The sequence below is a fragment of the Hymenobacter edaphi genome, assembly GCF_003258365.1.
Classification (GTDB): domain Bacteria; phylum Bacteroidota; class Bacteroidia; order Cytophagales; family Hymenobacteraceae; genus Solirubrum; species Solirubrum edaphi.
The window spans coordinates 194,733-219,413 of the sequence record NZ_QHKM01000002.1; the positions used below are offsets into that span (position 1 = coordinate 194,733).

The following is a 24,681-nucleotide window of genomic DNA, read 5'->3' on the forward strand; positions in this document are numbered from 1 at the left end:
ACCCCTCTCCCTAAGGAGAGGGGCCGGGGGTGAGGTTTAAACCTTCCGCGTTGCCCGGCCGTTTGCCAGCCGCTTACTTTGTAGATATGTCCACTTCCGATTCCGCTGCTGCCACCTCGGCCATGACGGCCGGCCACCAGCCGTCCCACCTCATGCGCACGCTCGTCCGACTCTGCTGGCTGTTGCTCGGCGGGTTGTTTATCTTTTCGGGGCTGATCAAGCTGAACGACCCCATCGGCACGGCCTACAAGCTGGAGGAATACTTCGAGGTCTTCGCGCAGGACTTCGGCTCGTTCTTCATGGTGTTTCATGGCATGGCCCGCACGCTGAGCATCACGCTCAGCTCCTTGGAAGTGGTGCTGGGCGTGGCTTTGCTGCTGCGCTGGAACCTGCGCACCACGCTCTGGAGCCTGCTGGTGCTGCTGGTGTTCTTTGCCTTCCTCACGTTTTACTCGGCCGCCTTCAACAAAGTCACCGACTGCGGCTGCTTCGGCGACTTTATCAAGCTCAAGCCCTGGACGTCCTTTTTCAAGGACATGTTCCTGCTGCTGCTCTGGGCGGTGGTGTTCTTTAATCAGCGCTACCTGCGCCGCGTCTTTGCCAAGGGCACCCTGGGCACCATGTACGTGACCTTCGCGCTGGCCGTGGCCGTGGGCATCGGGGTGTACGCCCTGGGCCACTTGCCCTACTTCGATTTTCTGCCCTACAAGGTGGGCAACGACATCGGCAAGCTGATGCAGCCCGCCGCGCCGCTGCGCTACAAGTACATCATGGAGAAAGGCGGCACCACCCAGGAATTCACGGAGTACCCCACGGATACGCTCTGGAAGTTCAAGCAGATGGTGGCCCTGAACCCCGAAGACGGCCCCAAAATCACCGATTTCCGGGTGTGGGGCGGCGAGCAGGAAGAGCTGACCAAGGAAGTGCTGACCGGCAACAAGCTGCTGGTCATCATCCAGAACACCACCAAGGCCGACCGGGACCGGTTTCCGCTCATCAACCAGCTCATTGCCGGCGCCGATTCCTCCAAGAAGCGCATCACCCCGATGATTATCACCAGCAGCTCGCCCAACGAGTTCGACGTGTTCCGCCACGAGGTGAACCTGCCCGGCAAGTACTACTTCGCCGACGCGACGGTGCTCAAGTCGATGATCCGCTCCAACCCCGGTTTCCTGCTGCTGCAGGACGGCGTGGTGAAGGGCAAGTACCACTACCACGACATTCCCAGCCGCGCCAAGCTGGAGGAAGCGCTGTAGGGAAGTTGTCAGTTGTGAGTTGACAGTTGTCAGGGCAAAGGCCGCTGTCAGAACGGACCAACAGCTGACAACTCGCAACTGACAACTGACTCATGCTCCTCTTCATCCTGCGCCGCCTGCTGCACGGCATCCTGATTCTGGCCGGCGTGGCCCTGACGGTGTTTCTGCTGTTTCAGGTGCTGCCCGGCGACCCGGTGGCCCTGCTGGCGGGCCAGCGCAGCGACGTGGCCACCCGCGCCGCCATTGCCGCCGACCTGGGCCTCGATCAGCCCGTGCCCGTGCAGCTGGCCGGCTACCTCAACGACGTGTCGCCGGTGGGCGTGCACCCGCGCGACTCGGCCGGCGTGGCCCGCTACGGGGGCGTGACGCTGCTGCCGCTGGGCGGCGAGCGGGCCGTGGTGCTCAAGAAGCCCTACCTGCGCCGCTCGTTTCAGTCGAATAAGGACGTGCTCGACATTTTGCTCGACCACTTCGACGGCACGCTGTGGCTGGCCCTGGCGGCCATGCTGCTGGCGGCGGTGCTCGGCATCGGCTTCGGCATCGTGGCGGCGCTGCGGGCCCATACCTGGGTCGACCGCACGCTGCTGACGGTGTCGGTGCTGGGTATTTCGGTGCCCTCGTTCGTGGCCGCCATCCTCATTGCCATGACCTTCGGCTTCTACTGGAGCCACTGGACGGGCCTGAGCCTGACCGGGCAGCTGTTCGAGACGGACCCGTTCACGGCCGAGTCGCACGTGGTGTGGCGCAACCTGCTGCTGCCCGCGCTGGCCCTGGGCGTGCGGCCCCTGGCCGTCATTGTGCAGCTCACGCGCAGCTCCATGCTCGACGTGCTGTCGCAGGACTTCGTGCGCACGGCGCGGGCCAAGGGCCTCTCGAAGCCGCGCACCGTGTGGCACCACGCCCTGCAGAACGCCCTGAACCCGGTGGTAACGGCCGTATCGGGCTGGCTGGCCTCGCTGATGGCGGGGGCCTTCTTCATCGAGTACATCTTCAACTGGAAGGGCCTGGGCACCGTCACGCTGCGCGCCGTCGAAAACCTGGACTTCCCGGTGGTGATGGGCGCCACGCTGTTCGTGGCCTTCCTCTTCGTGGTCATCAACATCGCCGTCGACGTGCTCTACGCCGTGCTCGACCCGCGCGTCAAGCTGAATTAAACGTTACAAATGAAAAATTGAAAATGGCCTTTGCAGCTCGGACGGATGATTCCCAGCCCAATAACACCAGCTGCTGCCTTCAGGTATTTTTAATTGAGTCCGATGTCCGCCGACCAATTCACAATTCATAATCCAGCATTCAGAATTCACCTCGTGGGCATGCCGGCGGCGGGCAAAACCACGCTGGGCCGCGGGCTGGCCGTGCGCTTCGAGCTGCCGTTTCGCGACCTGGACGAGGAAATCGTGCGGCGGGAGCAGCGCAGCGTGGCCGACATCTTCGCGGCCGAGGGCGAGGCGTATTTCCGGCAGGTGGAGGCCGATACGCTGCGGGCGGTGCTGGCCGAGCACCCGCGGCTGGTGCTGGCCACCGGCGGCGGCACGCCCTGCTTTCACCACAACATGGCCCTGCTCAACCAAACCGGCCTCGCGCTCTGGCTCGACGTGCCGGTGGCCGAGCTGGCGGCCCGCCTGCAGCACGCCGCCACCACCCGCCCCCTGCTGGCCGCCCTGCCCGACGCGGCGGCCCTGGCCCGGCGGCTGGCGGAAACATTGGCGGCCCGGCAGGGGTTTTACGGGCAGGCGGCCCTGCGCTGCGCCGGTCCCACCTGCACCGTGGAAGCCGCGTATGCGTTGGTGCAGCGCTACCTCGCCACCAGCTAAACCTTTCGGGGCACGGGCGCGTTTGCGCGGCGGTGGCTACTTTTGCCCCTGAACCACACCTTTCTCAATCCACATGGAACAAAAGGCTGCTCCTGCGTCGGGCCAACTCCACAAGCCCAAGCACAAAGGTTCGGCGCAATTGTTTGACAACCCTGTGCTGGAGCGTATGACGCACACGCACATCGCCGCGCCCCTGTCTATTTTCTTCTGCGTTGCCATCGTCAGCCTGTACTACGGCTTGAGCCGCGGGCTGCTGACCGGTTTGTCGGCCTTCGGGCTGTTTCTGGTGGGCTGGTTTGCCTTCACGCTGGTAGAGTACCTGATGCACCGTTTTCTGTACCACATGAAAACGAACACGCCCGGCAAGGCCAAGTTTCAGTACACCATGCACGGCGTGCACCACGAGTATCCCAAGGACAAGACCCGCCTGGCTATGCCGCCCATCCTGACGGTGTTCGTGGCCTCGCTGCTGTTCTTCATCTTCCGCTTCACCTTCGGCAACGCGGGCTTTGGCATTCTGGCCGGTTTCGTGTTCGGCTACGCCACGTACCTGTTCGTGCACTACGCCATTCACGTGTACAACCCGCCGAAGAACTTCCTCAAGTTCTGGTGGCACCACCACGCCCAGCACCACTACCGCCAGGATGAGGTAGCGTTCGGCGTGTCGACCACCATCTGGGACCATATCATCGGTACCATGCCGGAGGATAAGCGGCAGGAAGCCAAGTCCTAGGCTCTGACTAATATCCAGTTTGCAGCGGCGCCGGCCGTGTCTGCCCTAGGGCAGATGCGGCCGGCGCCGCTGCTTTGTCTGGTTTATATAGTAGGGGGGATATTCATTGGAGGTCAAGTGCAGTGCTTTAATTGGAATAATTATATTTTATTTCCTATTTTGGGAACGTAGATGGTATATGAGATGGGTATTTTTAAATTTGTAAACGGTAATCCTTGCTCATGGCGAAGGGCTTGCCTTTACCCATTCATCAGCTTCGTTTGAGCATGCACCACTTCTACCGTTTGGCTCTGGGAGCCGGCCTGCTGCTACAGGCGCTGACCGTTCGCGGGCAGATTATCCTGAGCAACTTCAATCCCAACACCCAGGATTTTAACACGCTGACCAGAAGCACGGCCGCCACGCCGCCGGCTTTCACCAACAACGCGACTCTGACGGGCCTGTACCTGGGCTCGAACGTGTACTTCGTGAATTCGCCTACGTTTCCGCTGCCCAGCGGCTTCTACGACTACAACCCCGATAAGCTGGGAGCCAACGACGGCTCGGTGACGACGGCGCAGTTTTACAGCCTGGGCAGCGCCGGCTCCACCGACCGCGCCATTGGCGGGCTGGCCACCGGGCAATCGGGGACGGGCTACGCGGGCCTGCGCTACCGGAACAGCACCGGCGCCACCATCAAGAACCTGGCCGTGACCTACACGATGGAGCAGTGGTACAACTCCGGCACCATCGACCAGGCCAACTTCGAGGTGCATTACCGCACCGCCGCCACGTCGGCCTCGGTTTACGACGCGGCGGGCACCTGGGTGGCGGTGCCGCCGCTGAACGTGTTTGCGCCTTCGACTACCAAGCCGATTACCAACCAGAACGGCAACGTGGCCAGCAACCGGGTGACGCTGTCGTACACCATTCCGAACGTGAACCTGGCCAACGGCGCGGAAATCATGCTGCGCTGGAAATACTCGCTCAACAACGCCACCAACGGCAACGGGCTGGGCATCGACGACGTGACGGTGACGCCCGAATCGACCATCTTCTACAGCAAGGCCACGGGCAACTACAACGCCCTGGCCACCTGGGGCCCCAACCCCGACGGCACGGGCACCGCGCCCACCAGCTTCACGACGGCCAACCAGCTGTTCTACGTGCGCGGCGCCGACGTTACGGCCGACCGCCTGGGCGGTAGCTGGACGGTGAGCGGCACCAACTCCAAAATCGTGGTGGGCGTGGCCGGCGCCCCGGCCAAGCTGCTGGTAGCCGCCGGGGCCGACATCAACGGCACGGTGGACGTGACGACCGGCTCCACGCTGCGCATCGAGAAAACCAACTCGGCCACGTTGCGCCTGGGCACCCTCAACGTGGGCAGCACCGTGGAGTACAGCGGCACCACCGACCACACCGTGCAGGCCCGGCAGTACAGCCGCCTGCGCGTCATCGGCACCGGCGGCAAAAACCTCGGCGGCGACGTGACGGTGACCGACACGCTCAGCTTCCGCGGCGGGGCCGACCTGGCGCTGGGCGCCCACAACCTCACGCTGTCGACTTTGGGCGCCATCGTGGGCACCTCGCCGACCTCGTTCGTGGTGACCAACGGCGCGGGCAAGCTGCGCCTGCCGGTGGCGGGCCTGAGCAACGGCACGAGCACGGCGGTGCTGTTTCCGGTGGGTACCGCGGCCACGTCGTACTCGCCCGTGAGCATTCAGCAGAACACGGCCCAGAGCCAGGATATCTTCGAAGTGCGCGTCATCAACAACGTATACCGCCACTACGACGCCAACGAAAACCCGGTGGGCCTGCCCGTGCAGGGCGAGGTGGTGAAGAAAACCTGGCTGATCGGTAAGGAAACGCCTACCATTCCGAACGTGGACGTGCAGCTGGCCATGGAGTGGAATACCAGCGACGCCACGGCCGATTTCGTGCCCGCCCAGGCCTTCGTCGACCACTTCACCGGCGGGCAGTGGGACCGGGTGACCAATCGCCCGGGCGCCACCCAGCCCCGCGTCGGCGCCCACGGCGTGAAGCGCGGCAACATCAGCAGCTTCTCGCCGTTCGGGGTGTCGTCGAGCGGCGGCGGGGTGCTGCCGGTGGAGCTGCTGCGCTTCGACGCCCAGCGCACCGCGCCTACCGTGACGTGCACCTGGGCCACGGCCACCGAGCAAAACAACGCCCGCTTCGTGGTGGAGCGCAGCGTCGATGCGCGCACCTTCGAGGGGCTGGGCACGGTGGCCGGCGCCGGCAACAGCACCCAGCGCCGCGACTACCGCTTCGTGGATACCCGCCCGGCCCACCAGCTGGCCTACTACCGCCTGCGCCAGATCGATAACGACGGCACCGAAACGCTGTCGGGCGTGGTGGCCGTGGCCGCGGGGGCCGGCGACAAAGCCGCCGCGCTGAGCATCACGCCCAACCCCGGCACCGGCCTGTTTGAGCTCTGGACCGAGGCCGCCGCGGGCACGCCGCTGCAGCTGACGGTGCAATCGGTGCTCGGCACGGAGGTGCTGCGCCAGCGCGTGGTGGTAGGCGCCGGGCGCCCGCAGCTCGACCTGCGCCGCCTGCCGGCGGGCGTGTACTACGTGCGGGTGAGCACGGCCGCCGGCCTGCGCACGGCCCGCGTGGTGAAGCAGTAGCGCGGCTGGTAAGGCCCCAAGCAAACGGCGCCCGACTCACTGAGTCGGGCGCCGTTTGCTTGGGGCGGTTAGGGCCGGGGCTTAGCCGCGGCGGAAAAAGCGGCTGAACAGCCACAGCAGCAGCACTATCACGACGATGACGCCGATAATGCCCGTGTAGGCGCCGGCTTTGAAAATGTCGCCGATAACCTCGCAGCCGGTCAGGGGCAGCAGCAGCACCGCCAGCAGGAGCGGCAGCCAGGGGAGGGAACGTTTCATGGCAGTAGAGGGAAGAAGGTGCAAAACCGGGCCGCCGCAACCGGGCAGCCAATCTATAGGGGGCATACTGCCGGGCCCGGCAAAAGGTTGACGCCCGCCGGCCCGCCGCGGGGTGAACTATCAACCCGACTTTCGTGTATCTTGGCCAGATGAGTAACGAAGTAGCCAACCTGAGCCTCGCCGAAGCCACGCGCCACGAGCCCGTGCTGCACTACGCCTACTGCGTGGACGCCGGCAACCGCCCGGCCAACCACGCCGGTGACTGGCCCGAAGAGGGTCGCGTGTACCCCGTGCGGCTGGTGCCGAGCCGGCTGGAAGGCATGCCCCTGATTCACGTCCTGGGTTTTGAGGGCTCTGCCCCGTACTACAACGCCTTCGGCCCGCACCGTTTCGAGGTGGTGGCCGAAGTATGGTTAAATTAAGATTAAAATCGGTCTGGCTGCTGGCCCAATGCCAGTCCGGCAATCGGTAAGCCGGTGCCCGCTGCGAGGCGGGCACCGGCTTTTTTTTGTGTTCAGTAGCCAAGACTGGCGCGGGGCGGGGTGTATGGAGGGGTGGAGAGGGCATTCTTCATGCTTTTTTCATAAGTTGCACTGTCACTACCCAATGCGTCCCGGGCCCACCCCCTGTATCCCCCTTCCGGGCGCGCTGTTTCAGGCTACTTCGGAGACGCAGGGCGTTAGGCCTGTGGATTTGGATTATTTTGTGGCAATGGGTATGATATTCTTTCTTTTTTCACCCATTCTCACACCTGATGCAAACACTTTTATCAAGCCGTACAGCCGTCAGCGGCCGTTGGGCCGCCCTGGCGCGCCCGGCTCGCCGGAGCGGTGCCCTGGGCGCGTTGCTGCTGCTGCTGGGTTCCTCGGCAGCCTGGGCCCAGACGCCTTTGAGCGGAGCCTACACCATCAACAGTGCCTCCCCGACGGCCGGCACCAACTTCGCCAGTTTTACGGACGCAGCCACCGCGCTGAACACCAACGGCGTGAGCGGCCCGGTAACGATTAGCGTCAGCGGCGGGCCTTACACCGAGCAGCTCATGCTCAACGCCCTGACCGGTACCAGCGCCACCAACCGCGTGACCATCAACGGCAACGGCCGCACGATTCAGTTCGGCTCGAGTGCCAGCGCCCAGCGGGCCGTGGTCACGCTGAACGGGGCCGACTACGTGACCCTCAACAACCTGGTGGTGGACGCCACGGTGGGGGGCACCAGCACCAGCACCTACGGCTGGGGCATTCAGGTGATGAACGCGGCCGACAACGACGTTATCAGCAACTGCACCGTCACGAGCAGCACGTCCTCGACTTCGTCGACCAACTACGTGGGCATCGTGGCCAACAACTCGGCTACCTCGCTGACCACCGGCGGCGCGGCCGGCAGCAGCCTCGCCCTGACCAACAACACGGTGAAGGGCGGCTACTACGGCATCAAGCTGGTGGGCACGTCGGCGGCCCTGCTGTCGGGCTACCAGATCCAGGGCAACACCATGCAGGACTTCTACCTGTACGGCATCGACGCCGATTACACCTCCGGGGCCCAGATCATCGGCAACGACGTGAGCCGGCCCACGCGCACCGTGCTGGCGGCCTTCTACGGCATCTCGCTGGGCACCGGCAACCAGTCGGCTGACATCGAGAAAAACCGCGTGCACAACCCGGCGGGCGGCAACCCCGCTTCCACCAGCACTGCCTTCGGTATCTACTTCACCACGTGCGACGCCCCGGCGGGCTCGGAAAACGAGGTGGTCAACAACCTGGTGTACGACTTCAACGGGGCCGGCATCGAGTACGGCATCTACAGCTCCGGCTCGGACAACGTGCGCTACTATAACAACAGCGTGTCGTTGGACAACGCGGCCTCGACCAGCGCCGAAGAAAGCTACGGCTTCTACCAGACCACCCTGGCTACGGGCGTGGAGCTGCGCAACAACATCTTCGCGGTGCGCCGCGGCGGCTCGGGCCAGCGCTTTGCCATTGTGTTCAACACGACTACGTCCACCATCAGCTCCAACTACAACGACCTGGTGGTGGGTACGGGCGCCAACTACCTGACCGGCCGCTACGGCACGGCCACGGCCGGCACCACCTACGCCACCCTGGCCGACTGGAAAACGGCCAACAACAACGCCTATGATCAGAACAGCTTCGCCGTGGCGCCGCAGTTTACCAACGCCACCGCGGGCAACCTGCAGCCCAGCGCCAGCGGCATCAACAACGTGGCCACCCCGCTCGCGCGGGTGACCGACGACTTCACCGGCGCCGCCCGCAGCACCACGCCCGACGTGGGGGCCTACGAGTTTACGCCCGGCGCCGACGACGTGGCCGTGGTGGGCCTCACGGCTCCGGCTACGCCGGCTACCCTGGGCGCCAACACGGTGACGGTGACGGTGCGCAACAACGGCCTCTCGCCGCTGACGTCGGTGCGCCTGCAGTACGCGCTGAACGGCGGCACGGCCGTGGCGCAGAGCTTTACGGGCCTGAGCGTGGCGCCCGGCGCCACGCAGGCGCTGTCGTTTACGACGCAGGCCACGCTGCTGGCCGGCGCCAATACCCTGGTCATCACCGCCAGCCTGCCCAACGGCAACGCCGACACCAACCCGGCCAACAACACGCTGACGCAGACGGTGTACACCGGCATGTCGGGCACGTTCACCATCAATAAGAACGCGGCCACCGGCGGCACCAACTTCGCCAGCTTCGCCGACGCGGCCACGGCCCTGAACATGGCCGGCATTTCGGGCTCGGTGCGCATCAACGTGCTCAACGGCCCTTACACCGAGCAGTTCGTGCTCGGCGAGGTAGCGGGCGTCAGCGCCACCGACACCATCCTGATTGACGGCGGCGCCAACAAGCAGACGCTGAGCTACACCGGCACCTCGGCCCAGCCGGCGGCCGTGCAGCTCAACGGCACCGACTACGTGACCCTGCGCAACCTGACCATCGACGTGGCGGCCGGCGCCACCTACGGCATCGGCGTGCACCTGGTGGGCCAGGCCAACCACAACCGCGTGGCCAACTGCGTGGTGCTGGGCACTACCGCCGCCACTTCCTCCACCGCCAACGCCGCCATTGCGGCCAGCGGCAGCATCACCTCGGGCACTTCGGCCGGCGACGCCAACCACCTGCGCATCGAGAACAACGTGCTCAGCGGCGGCTACCACTGCGTGATTCTGACCGGCAACGCCACCACCAACAGCGTGGGCGTGCGCGTGACGGGCAACGAAATCCGTGACTTCTACTACTACGGCCTCGACGTGGAGAATGCCGACGGGGCCCGCCTGATCGGCAACGACATCCACCGCAGCACCCGCGCCACGGTGAGCCTGTTCTACGGCATCTACCAGACCGGCAACACGGCCGCGGCCGTGGAGCGCAACCGCATTCACTCGCCCTTCGGCGGCAACGCCGCCAGCACGTCGACGGCCTACGGCATCTACTCCACCACCAACGACGCCCCGGTGGGCGCCGAAAACGACGTGGTGAACAACCTGGTGTACGACTTCAACGGGGCCGGCATCGAGTACGGCATCTACAACTCCGGCTCGGACAACGCCCGGTACTACCACAACATCGTGTCGCTGAACAACACGGCGGCTACCTCGACCTCGGCCAGCTACGGCTTCTACCAGCTGACGGCCGCCACCGGCATCGAGTTCCTCAACAACATCGTGAGCGTGACGCGCGGCGGCACCGGCAGCCGCTATGCCTTGTACTTCAGCACCACGGGCTCGGGCATTGCCTCGAACTACAACGACCTGCACATCGGCACGGGCAACAACTTCTACACCGGCCGCTACGGCACCACCAATTACGCCCTGCTCACGCCGGACTGGAAAGGCGCCAACGCCAACGCCTACGACCAGAACAGCCTGCAGGTGAATCCGCAGTTCCCGAGCACCACCAACCTGGTGCCCGCCGCTACGCAGCTGATCGGCGTCGGCAGCACGGCCACGCTGGCCCGCGTGCCGGCCGACTTCCTGGGCGTGACGCGCACCAGCCCGCCCGACCTGGGCGCCTACACCCTGCGCACGGTGGTCAACGACGTGGACGTGGTCAGCATCGACGCCCCGACCACGCCCGCCGTGCTCGGCGTCAACCCCGTGCTGGTGACCATCCGCAACGGCGGCACCGCCGTGCTCACCTCGGCCACGCTGACGTACACGCTGAACGGCGGCACTCCCGTAGTGCAGAACTTCACGGGCCTGAGCCTGGGCTCGGGGTCTTCGCAGCAGCTGACCTTTACTACCGGCGTTACGCTCACGCAGCTGGCCACCTACACGCTGACGGTAACCGGCAGCCTGCCCAACGGCCAACCCGACGCCAACGCGGCCAACAACACGCGCACCGTCACCTTCGACCAGCTGACCCCGCCCAACGACGACCCGTGCACGGCCGTGTCGCTGGCCGGCGGCAGCGTAACCAGCTCCAACGCCAATTCGACCGTTTCCATCTTCAGCGGCATCACGCTGCCGGCCTGCTCGCCGGCCCAGTCGCCGAAAGACGTGTGGTTTACCTTCACGGCCACCAGCAGCAGCACGGTGCTCTACATCAGCGGCGACCCGGCCGGTATGGTGCGCGTATTCAGCACGCCGAGCTGCTCGGCCGGTCCCTTCACGCAGGTGTTCTGCCAGGCCAGCGGCAGCGCCAACACCAGCGTCGGCACCGTCACGGTAACGGGCCTGACCCCCAATCAGCTCTACTACGTGGCCGTATCGGGCTACGCCAGCAACGACACGGGCGGCAGCTTCGTCATCGGCCTGACCCCGCTCAGCAGCCGCACCCAGACCAACGCCGCCGCGCTGGCCGTGTACCCCAACCCCAGCGCCACGGGCCAACTGGCCGTGAAACTGGCGGGCTACACCGGGGCCGGTAGCATCGAGCTCGTCAACGCCCTCGGGCAGACCGTGCGCCGCCAGGCCCTGCAGGGCAGCGGCGAGCAGCAGGTATCGACGCTCGGCCTGGCAGCCGGCCTCTACACCCTGCGCCTGCAGGCTGGCCACGAGGTACTGACGCGCAAGGTGGTGCTCCAGTAAGCGCCCTGCGCCGGGCGACCTCAGCGCCCGCACCTACTGAAAAGCCCCGGCTCCTGGAGCCGGGGCTTTTTTTGGCAGTCCAGGGGCCACCGGCTGTCCTTGGTCGACGCGCAGCCGGCTCTTCCTGCCGCAACTCGGTGCGGCTCATTGAACAGAAAAGCGGGCTTCTGACGTTATTGCGCCATGCATATCCTGTCCCGTTGTCGTTTGCTGCCGGCGGCCGTCCTGGCGTTGGGTTTCCTGGCCGGTTGTGGGTCCTCCAAGTCCAATGTCGAGCCGGCTATTCCCACGGCCGTTGTCAACGACCTGATCAACCTCAGCACACAGGAAGCTGCCGCCCTGCGCTTCGACAACGGGTTCATTTACCGTCCGGGCGGTGTGCGGGGCATCATTGTGGTACGGCAGAATGCCCAGCAGTACCTGGCTTTCGAGCGCAACTGTCCCTTCCAGCCCTACGACGCCTGCGCCAAAGTCAGCGTAGACGCCTCCCGGTTCTTTCTGGTCGATACGTGTTGCTCCTCGCGCTTCGATCTGACGGGGCAGCTCACCAGCGGTCCGGCCCGCCGACCCCTGCGGCAATACTCCACTTCGTTGAACGGCAACTTGCTGTATGTCACCAACTAGAAAGAAGTAGTAAAAAAATATTTGCCGGTAGCTTGCACAAAGTCTTTCCTGTGCCTAATATTGCACCCGCAACGGCAATCAACCGCCGCCATAACCGCTTCCTTAGCTCAGCCGGTTAGAGCATCTGACTGTTAATCAGAGGGTCCCTGGTTCGAGCCCAGGAGGGAGCGCTACCTAATCGTAATACCCGCCGAAAACCGGCGGGTATTGCTGTTTCTAGGGCACAGGATAGGATTTGTATTGAAGGTCAAACCGGTATTCGAGGCTATAGCAGTAGCATAACCAGTACAGAAACCAGTAACCTAACCAGTACAAGACCCCAAGTGCAACGTTTGCCCGTCCACCGGCGCAAAATCAAAGTCAGCTTCTTTCCCCGCCTCGCGGCCATCAACAAAGCTGGCTATTGCCCCGTGCGCATCACGATGCGCTGGCACAACCAAGAACTCCTCCTAGACACCGGTGAACACGTCATGTCCGAAAAGAAGGGCAAGAAGGGCGAAGCCGTGTCCCTATGGGACAAGGAAGCCCGTCGTGTCACGCGCGACCATCCACAGCACGTCAGCATCAACGGCCGCCTCAACGATTGGGAGAGGGACGTGACAGATGCCTTTTATGACCTGTGGGATGCCGCTCCGTTTGAGAAGATAACCAAGGAGGCTCTACATCGACACCTTTTTCCCGAAGCTGAAGCCAAGCCCGACGTGTCGCAGCAGACGTGGCGGGAGGTGCTGGAAGACTGGAAAGAGAAGAACCGGCATCTGGCTGCTGACTCGCTACGTAAGTACGACCAGATGGCCACCATGATGGAATCGTGGCGGCCAGCCCTGCGCCCAGGCCACTTCGGCGAAGATGTGGCGAAGGAATACCTCAACCACCTGTTGGATGGGGAACTGAGCGATGCGGCTATCAAAGTGCATTTCACCGGCATCCGGAAGTGTCTGGAACGCCTGGGCCGTCCAACGGATGCGTCCTGGCTGCAGTACTCGGCCAAGAACGCGCCTCAACTGGACTTGGAGGTGGAAGAACTGCGCCGCCTGATTCGTTACCGTCCTACGGCTTCTCATTTGGCCGAGGAACGTGACCGGTGGCTGTTCCAATGCTTCAGCGGCCGACGCTATGAGGACCTGGAGAAGTTTGAGCATAGCCGCCAGCGCACCACCCTGACGCTTGAGGATGGTCGTCAGGTGCCCGCGTTGCTCCATGTGCAAGGTAAGACCGGCTTGGATGCCGCAGTGCCCTTGCCGCCTATTGCCGTTCTCATCGGCGAACGGTGGAACTGGCAGTTTCCCCGGCGCCGGGAGCAGGACCGTAACGAGTGGATCAAGCAGGTAGCCAAAGAAGCTGGCCTGGACCGGGAGTGGGATGACCGGCTGATTACCGGTGGTAAGGTCAAACATAATTGGCGGCCAGTACATCAGGTCATCAGCAGCCACACGGCCCGGCACACCGCCGCCACCTTACTCAAACAGGCTTCGCAGAACAACAAGGCGCTGGCAAAGCTGGTACTTGGGCACGCTGATCAAGATGTAACGGACCGTTACGCGAAAGACAAGGCGCGTTTGTTGGCTCCAGCGGTTCTTGATGCCTGGAAGGTTATTCTAGGCGACTGGTACGATCAAGTGCCCGTAGACGCCTCGTAAAGCCCTCATAACTACTAAACGCACAACGGGCCGGCTAGACGATTCTAGCCGGCCCGTTGTGCGTTTCAATTGCCCGTTAAGCTGCCCGTCTGGTTGCTCGTCGTCGGGCAGGACGTTTTGGTACCAATGGGACTACCTGCGTCAAGGCATCTATCTGGTTTCGCCTCTGCCAAGCGGTAATATCACTCAACAGGAAACGTTTGCCTTTGAAGCTGTCATAAGCCACCACGTAGGGCAGACGGCGCGGATGCCCTGGATCCAAACGGGTGTAATCATGTACGGTTTGTGCATCTACATTCAGGATGTGCGCAACCTGTTCCGCTGCGTACTGCGGATCGGGCTGCGGCTGATTTTTCATGCACGCCTCAACGCTGGCCTGGATAGCGGCCTGGATTTGGGGCATGATGAGGTCGACGGGGACGGAAATGGAGAGTCCGTTTGTCATGGCAACAATAGGTAAATAATGACCCAACGTGGGTCAACAAGGATGTAGGCTCGGAACCTATTGCCTCTGCTCGGGCCTGGCTTGCTAGCCCAGCGTTGAACAGAAAAGAGGATATATAACTTTAGTCCGACAAAGAACGGGAGTCGGGAAGCAAAAACAAAGCAAGAGCGAAGGCAACTTTGCTTCTCAGCGCCTGAGAGCTAGACACTCGACTTCACCGCCCCTCCTTTGATGCGGAGGGAAGTTGGTATGGCCGTCCGGCTATTCCTCGGGGTTGGGGTAGTCCATCAGCTCGCGCAAGGGCATGTGCAGGGCACGGGCCAGGGAGATAAGGACATCTATCGTGACAGCGAACTGGGCGTTTTCGATGCGCTGAATGGTCGCTTTGGCTACATCAGCCTGATCGGCCAGGGCCTGCTGGCTGTACGCCCGGGCCTCGCGTAGTCGACGCAAATGAGTGCCAAATGCCGCAACGCCCGTCGGATTCTTCACGGGTGCAAGCTTCACCGATAGGTGAAATGGCGTGGCCTCATATATGCAACCAAATTGCCTTGTCCACCTATCTTTGTTAGGCTTCCTTTTCCACTCCTGCCAGGCGGGGTGCAGGAGGCTGGGCTTTCATTCTTCTGACCACCAAAACCCCACCTACCCATGAGCTCCGCTGAACATGGTCGGCCCTTACCTCTCTTTGAATCGGCCCCAATGCAAGAGAAGCTTCCAAGCACCGCCGCGCCTGACGCGCCCCAGCCGTTGCCCGTTGAGGAAGATCCTTACATCTCCTTCACCATACAGGTTCGCCGCTCCACTTACGTGCAGTTGAAGCAGGCCGAATACTGGACACCGGGGTTCGGGTTGATGCGTGAGCATGTCGACGAGGCTATTAAGGCCCACCTGGCGGCGCTTCCTGGAAGCACTCAACCACTACCGCCGAAGGAGCTAACGAAGTTTATGAACAGCAAGAAGATGAAGGTTGTCTCTTCGTAGGCCTTGCAGGGAATACAACTCATGTGAGCAGCATCTCTACCTGGCTACCTGGGCCATAAAACACAACACCCGCTTGGTGATGCCAAGCGGGTGTTGTGTCAATTAACCAAACATTTCATCCAACCAGGCGCGGTCAAGCTCGTCCAGGGATGGTGCAGAGGGGCTAATTCTGATAGGCTTGAGCTGTTCGCTGAAAGCGGGTTTTTGCTTTTTGAGATATGCAGCCCTGTTTCCATTGAAGAGCACCAACGGGTTGATAAAGTAGGTGGTAGGTACGGGCCCGCGGTGGATAAACCCCGCTTCCTGCAGCATACGTAGGCCCGCATAAATGGGCTTGCTGGTTTTATACCCCGTGTGATTCTTACAGTCAGGAAGATAAAACTCAACGGTGTCGGAGTTAGGCTTCATCTGGTGCATTATGTACACCAACACCCGCAGAGCCGATGTATTTAAATCTCCCAGTTGGAAGCCTTGCTTGTAGTATAGCTTCACGAAAGGCTCGGGGTCAACTTCCGTATAAGCAACGAATTTAACGTCTCCCGCTACCTCTCCTGTATACCGGTCAACGAGGGAGAGAATAGCGTCTTTATTCTCGGCGGGCATAATGGACCGACGACGCTTGATGCTCCGGATCGACTCCAATGCACCATCCAGGAAGGGGTTGCGGCTTAATTTCCGCGACTCAGAAACCTTCATGACAAAGAACGAATGAGCAAGGCAACGATGCCTATGTCCTAAAAAGTCGAGTATCATTTCCAATACGCCAAATATTCCAAGCAAAAAGTAGCCGTTGCGGCACCTGTTTGTTCCGGCGTGGAAACCTTCGTGTTCCTAAGTGGAAACAGTACCCCAATGGCTATCAGTCTCTTATAGCTTATCTATTCTTATGGTCTTATTTACAGCGTGCCGAAGCTTCTCAACGACCTACCCACTGGCCAGGGCCTGATGCCCGGCAACAGCCTGGCTGCATGTGACCATGCAACCGTCAACCCGACGAACTGACTGGGCAACGCAAAGGGGCAAGTCGTTAATCACAAACAACGGGGGCAGCTGGAATCCCAGTCTGCCCCCGTGGTCTTTCACTGCAAGACGTCCGCTCATTCGGCGCCCAGTTCCTCGGCAATGCTGGAGAACTGCGCCAGGGCGGCCTGCAGGTTCTCGGTAATTTCCAGAGCCAGTATGTCCGGGGCGGGCAGGGTGGCGCTGTCCTCCAGGGAGTCGTCCTTGAGCCAGAAGATGTCCAGGTTCACCTTGTCGCGCTGCAGGAGCTGGTCCAGCGGGAAGGCGCGGAACTGCTCGGTTTCCTGGCGTTGGTGGCGCTGGCCTGGGCGGCCGTAGCACTGCACGAAGTCCTGCAGGTGCTCCCGGCGCAGCGGGTTACCCTTGGGCGTGAAGTGCTGGTTGGTGCGCAGGTCGTACACCCACAGCTTCGCGGTTTGGGCCTGCTCGCTGCCGGCGCGCTTCTCGAAGAACAGCACGTTGGCCTTTACACCCTGGGCGTAGAAGATGCCGGTGGGCAGGCGCAGCAGGGTGTGCAGGTCGCAGTCCTGGAGCAGCTTGCGGCGAATGGTTTCGCCGGCGCCGCCCTCGAAGAGCACGTTGTCGGGCAGGACCACGGCGGCGGTGCCGTTGACCTTCAGAATGGTGTAGATGTGCTGGAGGAAGTTGAGCTGCTTGTTTGAGGTGGTGGCCACGAAATCGGGTCGCTCGTAGGTCAGCGTGTCCTTGCTGGTCTGGCCTTCCTCGCCGATGACGGTGATGCTGCTTTTCTTGCCGAAGGGCGGGTTGGCCAGGATCAGGTCGTACCGGTCGCCGGGGTCGGAAAGCAGGGAGTCTTGGTTCTTGACCGGGCTTTCGGTGGAGCCCACGCCGTGCAGGTACAGGTTCATGGCGGCCAGGCGCACCACCGAGTCCACGATGTCGGTGCCGTGGAAGGTATGGTCGCGCAGGAACTTGAGCTGCTCCCGGTCCAGCTCCTCGCCGAAGGTGTCCACGAGGTAGTCGCGGGCCACGAGCAGGAAGCCGGCGGTGCCGCAGGCCGGGTCGCAGATGGTCTGGCCGGGCTGGGGCGCTACGGCATCCACGATGGCCTCGATGAGCGGGCGCGGGGTGAAGTACTGGCCGGCGCCGCCTTTCACGTCCTCGGCGTTTTTCTGCAGCAGGCCCTCGTATATCTCGCCCTTCACGTCGAAGCCCAGGCCCGACCAGTTTTCCCGGTCGATGAGGGCAATGAGGTGCTTGAGGCGGGCCGGGTTCTGAATCTTGTTCTGGGCCTTCTTGAAGATGACACCCAGCAGGCCGGGCTCCTTGCCCAGGTCGATGAGGATGTGGCGGTACTGTACCTCCAGCGCGTCGCCTTCGAGGGTGCGCAGGGAGGCCCAGTCCTTGCCGGCGGGCAGCTGGGTGGTGCCGGGGGCTCCGGCCTGCTCGTCGCTCATTTTGAGGAAGAGCAGGTAAGTAATCTGCTCCACGTAGTCGCCGTAGCCCACGCCGTCGTCACGAAGTACGGTGGCATAGTTCCAGACGCGCTGGACGAGCTGAGAGGCTTGTATGTTCATGGTGGAATGGGGTGCGCGTTAACGCAATTTCTTTTTTTAGTAGAAGCGTGCTAAAAAGAAAAGGAATGCGCTTCCAGGCTGGAAAGGCGGTTTTCTTTTCGGTTTCTTTTCAGTTTCTTTTTTTTATGGCAGCAAATAGCGCCGGTTTTTAGTAGCCTTGCCCTGAGGCAGGATGCGGCCATCGGCTACCATCTGGTACACTTCGCGGCGTATTTCCGCTTCCGACAGCTCGCCCAACCGGCGGTGGATATCGGCCATGAGGCTGTTGGGGTAAGCTCGTAGGTCTTCTTCGATCAGAGCCCGTAGCCTATGGGGCTCCAGCGTCTTCAGGCTGGGCTTCACGTCCAGATTGGCGGCGGCGTAGGCCTTGGGGTTGACCAGGTACTCGGTCGACTTCTTCACGCCCCGAGCCAACACAATCTCCCATTCCAGCAGGCGCCCCAGCCAGGTGCGTAGCCGCTCTTCCTGCCGAAGCTGCAGGGCCTGGGCCAGATCCGTGGCGCTGATATGCCCCTGCTGGGCAATGATGCCGAGGGTGATTATTTCGCGTTGCCGGAATTCGTAGTAGCGGGCCAGCGTATCCAGTAGCGCCAGGGCGGTTGGGTTCGGGGCCTGCGCGTAAATCGTCACGCGTAGGTTATTATACGAATCGTCTACCTCGGGCAGGGGCTTGGCATCCCGACTTAGCTTCTCGTAGATGAGGTCGTAGCCGGAGCCTTCGCCCTCCATCAGGCCGGTAGCCTGGAAGGTTTCCATAAGGGCCTGGTTGCGGCGCACCCGCTCATGCAGAATGGTAGTGGGCGTGACGCCCAAGGGCAATTGGCCCGGGCTTTCTACCTCCAACCGGTCCGGATATACGTGGATGGCTATGTCGGTAGCAACGGTGTAGAGGCGGTGGGCGAAGGCATTGGCCAGCAGCTCTCGCAGTACGGCCTCGGGGTAGCGCCGCACCTGCCGGCGGTACAGGCCCTCGGGGACTTCGTGGTAGTAGTGCAGCTCGACGCCCCGGCTCATCACGTCGTCCAGCAGCTGCAGGGGATTGAGGTGATGATCGAGCCAGGTTTCCTTGCGAATGCGCCGCTCCTGCTCATCATACACCAGGTACTGCACCATCAGGCCATAGCGTAGGCGGGCCCGTTGGTGGGGCGTGCCCAGCCACAACACGCCCAGATTGGTGGCCAGGCCATCTTCCCGCAGCATGTTGTAGTGCAGCAGGATTTCCGGTGTGCTTTTGCTTTTGACGAACTGGCTGACTTTGTTGGTAGGCGCCGCCCGTATTTTCTCGATGAAGAACGATACCTCCGCCCGGCTCAGCTCTTCCAGCCGGATGCGCTGCGGGGTGTGCAGCTCCCACTGAAACCCGCTCTTTTCGCCGGCCAGCCGCAACAGGTCGTCGCCCACTACGGGGCGGCACTGCTCGCCCAGCCGCATGTACACGCGGCCGTCGGCGGTGGTGGCAATGGTGCTCAACGACGGATGCACCCAGAGCTGCAGGTACTGCCCGCCATTCGGACTGGTAATGATGAGCGGATCGGCCAGACCGACGTTGACGGCCCGGCCGCCAATGGTTTTTATCAGGAGGTTGGCGGCCTCCTGGTCGATGCGCTGATCGGCCGGGGGTAGTTCCTGCTTGTCCTCAATGCCGATTTGCAGCGTGCCGCCGCGGGCATTGGCCAGGCACACGCAGGTACGCGCCAGGTCGTTTATATCGGCACTCGGCCCGAATGCCTTGCGGAAGCTCTTCTTCTCGAAAACGTGGGTTTCGCTCATCGTTTCGGGGGCGTTAGAAGCCAAACGAAGCTTGCACCCCGGCCCCCAGCGGCTCGGCGGCCGGCGCGGGCACTTCGGCTACGGGCGCGGCAGCGGGTTCGGGCTGGGCCTTGGGCTTGCGGCCGGGCTTGCCGGCTTGGGCCTTCTTCGGGGCGGTTTCCAATTGCACGGCACGCAGGCGGGCCAGCAGCTCGGCGGCTGGCTCGTCGGTGGGGTCCTGGGGCACGAGCTGGCCGGTGAAGGCGCGGTGCAGGATGCTCTGGCGCAGCCGTTCGGCGCGGGTTAGCTCGGCGGTCAGGGTCTGTTCTAGGTCATTGAGTATTGAGAATCGTCTCTCAATCTCGCTTATGATCTGAAGCTGCTCACCGGTCGGTGGAATAGGGATGCGAACAGCTCTGATATCGTCAAGGCCCAAGCCGGCCTTTACAGCACCCCTGCGTAATTCTTGGAACTGCTTCTGTCCACCACCCTCACTTAAAAGGTACCAAGCGACATAAGGCGAAGTTGTCTCGTTTACCGGACGAGCAAGAGCGACATGTTGATTAATGTAAGCTTCTTCTATTCCTTCCGGTGCAAGGCCAATCATGCCAACATCTGCTGTAATAGAAACTAGCAAGTCACCCGGCGCAACTAAGCTTCTCAAGCCTTCTGCTTTACTAGGGAGCTTCACCTTTTGAACATCGGCGAAATCTATGTCAGTGGTAGTATGTGAGAGGTTTCCAATTCGAATGAACAATGCGCCTTCTGTCGAATAGTATTCAGCCCATCCTCGTGAGCCACTTGTTACATAGTTGAAGAGTGTATCTCCTGTAGACCACACCCACCCCAACGGTAGCTCCGGCAGCTCTGCCGTGTCGGGGGCTTCGGGCTCCTGGTACTTCTGCTTCCACGCCTCGCCCTTGGGCTCTTTGCCACTTTCGCGGAGCTTGGCCAGGGTGGCTTCTTCCCACTGCGCCCGGCGCTGCTGCCGAATCCGCGCCAGCAGGGCCTCGCCGGTTTCGGCGGCTTCGGGGTGGGCTTCGCGCCAGGCGCGGGTCAGCTCGCCCGTCACGGCCGCGTGCAGCACCGATTGGCGGTAGCGTTTCAGCAGCTTCTGCGTGGCCCGCAAGGCTTCCACGCCCGCGTCCAGCTTGCTGAACAGCTCCTCCAGCTTCGCCACGATGCGGCGTTGTTCGGGCAGGGGAGCAAGGGGAATGAAAGTTTGTTTCAACTGGGTAGTGTTGATCCGCGAACGGGTTACACCACGCATGATTTTTTGATAGCCTTCGGAAATATAACCGGTGCTCAGGCCGTAGTACAGGTACTTATTGTCGATGGCCTCGGGGTTATAACGCACACAGAAGCAATCTGCTTTCGCAATGGCTGTGTCTTCAAGATGTGGAATCAATGCCGCCTTGACCCCATCGGCAATGAAAGAGCCCACGATGACGTCTCCCTGATATATCGTGTGCTGTTTAAGGCCTTCATATTTCTCATGGCTTATGTACGTCGTCTTGTCGTGCTTGAAACCCAAATAGGCAAGGTTCTCAAGCCGAATAACACGTACACCTGAAGAGGTATAATCCGACGTCTTCAGGTGGGAACCGAATGGACCGTCAAAGACTGTTTGAACAACGTCTTTGACTTGACACCACGACCAGCTAACCGGTACATCAAACAGCGCTTCTACCTCTTGTCCTTCGTTGCTTTCCTGCATGCTATTCACTTAGGCCCCGTTACGCGGCCAGTACGTCATTCAACTCTTCCACCACCTGGGGCAACTCGTCGCCGAACACGGCCTTGGCGCGGGCGTAGCCGCCCTGGTCGGCGAAGGGCGGCAGGGTGAAGTCTTCCGCTTCCACGCTCAGGTCGGTGGCTACCTTGTTTTTCATCCACGTCAGCCACTGTTGCTGCTCCTCGGAGAACAAGCGGCCGGCCTGCTGCTGCTGCCCGAGCCACTGCTGAAAGCGTTGGTCCACGGTCAGCGGGTAGGCTTCCAGCGTATCGGTCTGGCGCAGGGCAAAGCGCACGAGGCTGATGAGGTTGGTGAGCAGCTTGCGGGGGCCGGCGCCGCGCACCCGGGCCCGCTCCAGCTGCTCGTAGGCGTCCCAGAGGTGCTCGGGCGTGAGCTGGGGGTTTTCGAGGCGCAGGGCGTCGGCCAGCTGCCGCACCTGGGTTTTGGTGAGCTGCCGCCGCCGGTAGGGCTGGTTGTGCAGCAGCTGCAGGGCCGTGATTTCGTTTTTGTGCCGCTCGATGAAGTCCTGAAACTGCGTCACCCGCTGCTGGGCCAGCGCCGCGGCGGCCGACTCGGGCGTGGTCCGTTCGCCGAAGCCCGAGCGCAGCACCACGTCCTGGCTCACCAGGTCGATAACGAGGTCTTTCTGGGCGTGCACCTTGGTGAGCAGGTCGCGCAGGGCTGGGTCGTCGAAGAGGTGCACGGCGGTTTCGGTGAGCTGCCGGGTGGCTTCTTCCCAGTGGGCGTCGGTCGGTTCGCCGCCGTGGCCCTCCTGCCGGGCTACGGTGGCGGCGGCCAGCTCCTGCTGCACCGGGTCTACGGCGTCGTAGAGGCGGCCGGCCAACTGCTGCACGCTCAGCCCGCCCGTCTGCGCCTCAATGGTGGCGCGGTCGTCGGGGGTGAGCTGCCGGTCGAGGCGGGCCAGGCGCTTGGCCAGGCTGTGCAGCTGGGCCGGGTCGTGGTTGCCCATGGCCACGGCGTGCATCAGCCGCTCGAAGCCCAGGGCGCCGGTACGTTCCTGGGTTTCGGTTTCCTGCTTCACGGAGTCGGTCACGCCCACGGCATCCACGATGACGAAACGCGTCTTGGCCGGGGCGTCGCTGGTCACCTGCAGCAGGTCAGTTGGGCTGATGACGCGGGTGCCGCGGCCCCGCATCTGGTCGAAGTACACGCGGCTGCGCACGTCGCGCAAAAACAGCAGGCACTCCAGCGGCCGGATGTCGGTGCCGGTGGCAATCATGTCCACCGTCACGGCCACGCGGGGGTTGAAGTCGTTGCGGAACCGCTTGATCAGCTCGTCGGACTTCTCATCGGCCGAGTAGGTAATCTTCTTGCAGAACTCGTTGCTCTTGCCGAACACCTCCCGCACCAGGTCCACGATTTCGCCGGCGTGGGTGTCATTTTTGGCGAAGATGAGCGTCTTGGGCACGATGCTGCGCCCCGGAAACATCTCGGTGAACAGCCGGGCCTTCCACTCCTCCAGCACCGTCCGGATCTGATTCGTAGACATCACCGAACGGTCGAGCTGTGAGGCTCCGTACACCAGCTCGTCGTCGAGGATTTCCCAACGTCGCCGGCGCGTCTGCCGCTCCATCATCTTCACGGCCGCGCCCTTCTCCACCCGGGAGCCTTGGCGCGTGATTTCCGTCTCGATGTGGTAGATGTCGGAGCCCACGTTCACGCCATCCACCACGGCCCGCTCGTGGCTGTACTCCATCACCAGGTTCTGGTTGAAGAAGCCGAAGGTCTGCTTGGCCGGCGTGGCCGTCAGCCCGATCAGGTGCGCGTCGAAGTATTCGAGCACCTGCTGCCACACGTTGTAGATGGAGCGGTGGCACTCGTCGATGACCACGAAGTCGAAGGCCTCGGGTGGCACGGCCGGGTTGTAGGCCACTTCCTTGGGCCGTTGCGGGGCGGCACTTTCCAGCTCGAAGCCGGAGCGTTCCTCGTTGCCCGCATCGTATTCCGCCTCGCCCCGCAGCATGGAGTACAGGCGCTGAATGGTGGTGATGGTGACCTTGCTGACGGAGTCGAGCTGGTTGGAGGTCAGGTGCTGCACGTTGTACAGCTCGGTGAACTTGCGGCCGTCGTCGGGGGCGGTGTACTGCTGAAACTCCTGCAGCGTCTGCCGCCCCAGGTTGCCCCGATCCACCAGGAACAGCACCCGCCTGGCCCCGGCGTGCTTGATGAGCCGGTACACGAACGACACGGCCGTAAACGTCTTGCCCGAGCCCGTAGCCATCTGAATCAGCGCCCGCGGCCGGTCGTCCTTCAACGACACGTCCAGGTTCCGAATAGCCTCCACCTGGCAGTCCCGCAGCCCTTCCGGCTGCACCACCGGCAGCTCCCGCAGCCGGGCCCGCAGGGTGGCCGTTTGCCGCATCCAGGTGCGCAGCGTATCGAGCCGATGGAAGCCGAAAACGGGCCGGGAGCGGGGCTCCGGGTCGCGCCAGTCGCAGAAGCGGATTTCGTGGCCGTTGGCCTCGTAGCCGAAGGGCAGCTGCTCGGCAATGCGCTGCACGTGCTTGGTGGCGCTGGTGAGGTAGCGGGCCGTCTGCTCGGCCACTTCCGTCAGCGCCGTGCCTTCCCGCTTGGCCTCCACGATGCCCACCATCTTGCGGTCCACGAACAGGGCGTAGTCGGCCGGCCCGGAGGCGGTGGGGTACTCGCGCACCGCAATGCCCGGCCCCGCGCCCAGGTTCACCTGCTTGTAGTCCTGCACCAGCCAGCCGGCCTGCTGCAGCTGCGCATCGATGAGTTGGCGGGCGTGTTGTTCGGGCGTAAGCATGAGCAGTCGATAAGGAAGCGCAACGTAGGATAAGCCGCGGCCAGACTAGCGGCATGCTGGCTGCGGGTATCAACAAATCTACACAATAAGGCCCCGGACACAAACGAGGCGGTCCAGTGTGCAGCCTGAAGTATTTACAGACAGCCTAGGCACCCGCAACCGGCGGTATCCGGCCCACCGGAATAGCATCTGCACAGCACGTAGTGGGTGCCTGAGCCGATGAACCCGACCCAACCCGCATAGCTGGCAGCTCCGCTGGCATGATTGCCGCGATTCAGCCCAGTCCACCCCAAAATCGCCAACGAGCCACCACACGTCAAGCCGCCGCGCCCAGACACGCTGGACTCAACGCATGTCGCCCAAGTCGCGTTAGCGGACTCGATGTAAGGTGTGCTACCAGCTGTAGGGGCTTATGCGCCGGCGAAGGTCTTACCG

Annotated in this window: 18 protein-coding genes and 1 tRNA gene; 11 read left to right on the forward strand and 8 right to left on the reverse strand. The window is 62.5% G+C overall.

Going from position 1 to position 24,681, the window contains the following annotated elements:
• Positions 1-86: 86 nt before the first annotated feature.
• The 5 genes from DLM85_RS08505 (at position 87) to DLM85_RS08525 (ending at position 6,430) form a co-directional block, all read left to right on the forward strand.
• Complete coding sequence (locus tag DLM85_RS08505; RefSeq protein WP_341537760.1) at positions 87-1,256, forward strand: BT_3928 family protein; 1,170 nt, start codon at positions 87-89, stop codon at positions 1,254-1,256.
• Between the two features lie 92 nt (positions 1,257-1,348).
• A complete protein-coding gene (locus DLM85_RS08510) occupies positions 1,349-2,410 on the forward strand; it encodes an ABC transporter permease (RefSeq protein ID WP_165822065.1) in 1,062 nt (353 codons plus the stop codon).
• A gap of 102 nt (positions 2,411-2,512) precedes the next feature.
• Positions 2,513-3,070, forward strand: coding sequence for a shikimate kinase (locus DLM85_RS08515; RefSeq protein ID WP_111477686.1), 558 nt, complete (start codon positions 2,513-2,515; stop codon positions 3,068-3,070).
• A 73-nt stretch (positions 3,071-3,143) separates the two neighbouring features.
• On the forward strand, positions 3,144-3,803 hold the full coding sequence (locus DLM85_RS08520) for a sterol desaturase family protein (protein WP_111477687.1): 660 nt from the start codon (positions 3,144-3,146) through the stop codon (positions 3,801-3,803).
• 266 nt (positions 3,804-4,069) lie between these two features.
• Entirely contained in the window at positions 4,070-6,430 is a 2,361-nt protein-coding gene (locus tag DLM85_RS08525; protein WP_133256970.1) for a T9SS type A sorting domain-containing protein, read from the forward strand.
• A gap of 81 nt (positions 6,431-6,511) precedes the next feature.
• On the opposite strand, the gene DLM85_RS25415 is transcribed toward DLM85_RS08525, so the two are convergent.
• Complete coding sequence (locus DLM85_RS25415) at positions 6,512-6,688, reverse strand: hypothetical protein (RefSeq protein WP_165822066.1); 177 nt, start codon at positions 6,686-6,688, stop codon at positions 6,512-6,514.
• A 149-nt stretch (positions 6,689-6,837) separates the two neighbouring features.
• Here DLM85_RS25415 and DLM85_RS08530 point away from each other — a divergent pair, with 149 nt between their 5' ends.
• From DLM85_RS08530 to DLM85_RS08550, 5 genes are all read left to right on the forward strand, one after another.
• Positions 6,838-7,110, forward strand: coding sequence for a hypothetical protein (locus DLM85_RS08530; RefSeq protein ID WP_111477689.1), 273 nt, complete (start codon positions 6,838-6,840; stop codon positions 7,108-7,110).
• Between the two features lie 332 nt (positions 7,111-7,442).
• A complete protein-coding gene (locus DLM85_RS08535) occupies positions 7,443-11,723 on the forward strand; it encodes a beta strand repeat-containing protein (RefSeq protein WP_111477690.1) in 4,281 nt (1,426 codons plus the stop codon).
• A gap of 183 nt (positions 11,724-11,906) precedes the next feature.
• Positions 11,907-12,347 carry a Rieske (2Fe-2S) protein gene (locus tag DLM85_RS08540; RefSeq protein ID WP_133256971.1) on the forward strand — a complete coding sequence of 147 codons (441 nt, stop codon included), beginning with the start codon at positions 11,907-11,909 and terminating at the stop codon, positions 12,345-12,347.
• A 96-nt stretch (positions 12,348-12,443) separates the two neighbouring features.
• Positions 12,444-12,517 (forward strand) — tRNA-Asn (locus tag DLM85_RS08545).
• A 153-nt stretch (positions 12,518-12,670) separates the two neighbouring features.
• On the forward strand, positions 12,671-13,987 hold the full coding sequence (locus DLM85_RS08550) for a site-specific integrase (RefSeq protein WP_133256972.1): 1,317 nt from the start codon (positions 12,671-12,673) through the stop codon (positions 13,985-13,987).
• A gap of 76 nt (positions 13,988-14,063) precedes the next feature.
• Here DLM85_RS08550 and DLM85_RS25030 read toward each other — a convergent pair whose 3' ends face one another.
• Both DLM85_RS25030 and DLM85_RS25420 read right to left on the reverse strand, forming a co-directional pair.
• Positions 14,064-14,432, reverse strand: a complete 369-nt coding sequence (locus DLM85_RS25030; protein WP_133256973.1) for a hypothetical protein — start codon at positions 14,430-14,432, stop codon at positions 14,064-14,066.
• A gap of 261 nt (positions 14,433-14,693) precedes the next feature.
• Positions 14,694-14,939, reverse strand: coding sequence for a helix-turn-helix domain-containing protein (locus tag DLM85_RS25420; protein ID WP_341537761.1), 246 nt, complete (start codon positions 14,937-14,939; stop codon positions 14,694-14,696).
• A gap of 144 nt (positions 14,940-15,083) precedes the next feature.
• Here DLM85_RS25420 and DLM85_RS08565 point away from each other — a divergent pair, with 144 nt between their 5' ends.
• Positions 15,084-15,416, forward strand: a complete 333-nt coding sequence (locus tag DLM85_RS08565; protein WP_133256974.1) for a hypothetical protein — start codon at positions 15,084-15,086, stop codon at positions 15,414-15,416.
• A 102-nt stretch (positions 15,417-15,518) separates the two neighbouring features.
• Here the strand turns inward: DLM85_RS08565 and DLM85_RS08570 are convergent, their stop codons facing one another.
• The 5 genes from DLM85_RS08570 to DLM85_RS08590 form a co-directional block, all read right to left on the reverse strand.
• Complete coding sequence (locus DLM85_RS08570; RefSeq protein WP_165822068.1) at positions 15,519-16,112, reverse strand: replication/maintenance protein RepL; 594 nt, start codon at positions 16,110-16,112, stop codon at positions 15,519-15,521.
• 401 nt (positions 16,113-16,513) lie between these two features.
• Entirely contained in the window at positions 16,514-17,974 is a 1,461-nt protein-coding gene (locus DLM85_RS08575) for a class I SAM-dependent DNA methyltransferase (protein ID WP_111477697.1), read from the reverse strand.
• A gap of 123 nt (positions 17,975-18,097) precedes the next feature.
• Entirely contained in the window at positions 18,098-19,744 is a 1,647-nt protein-coding gene (locus DLM85_RS08580) for an ATP-binding protein (protein ID WP_111477698.1), read from the reverse strand.
• Between the two features lie 13 nt (positions 19,745-19,757).
• Entirely contained in the window at positions 19,758-21,440 is a 1,683-nt protein-coding gene (locus DLM85_RS08585) for a restriction endonuclease subunit S (protein WP_111477699.1), read from the reverse strand.
• Between the two features lie 19 nt (positions 21,441-21,459).
• Positions 21,460-24,246, reverse strand: coding sequence for a type I restriction endonuclease subunit R (locus tag DLM85_RS08590; RefSeq protein WP_111477700.1), 2,787 nt, complete (start codon positions 24,244-24,246; stop codon positions 21,460-21,462).
• Positions 24,247-24,681 lie beyond the last annotated feature (435 nt).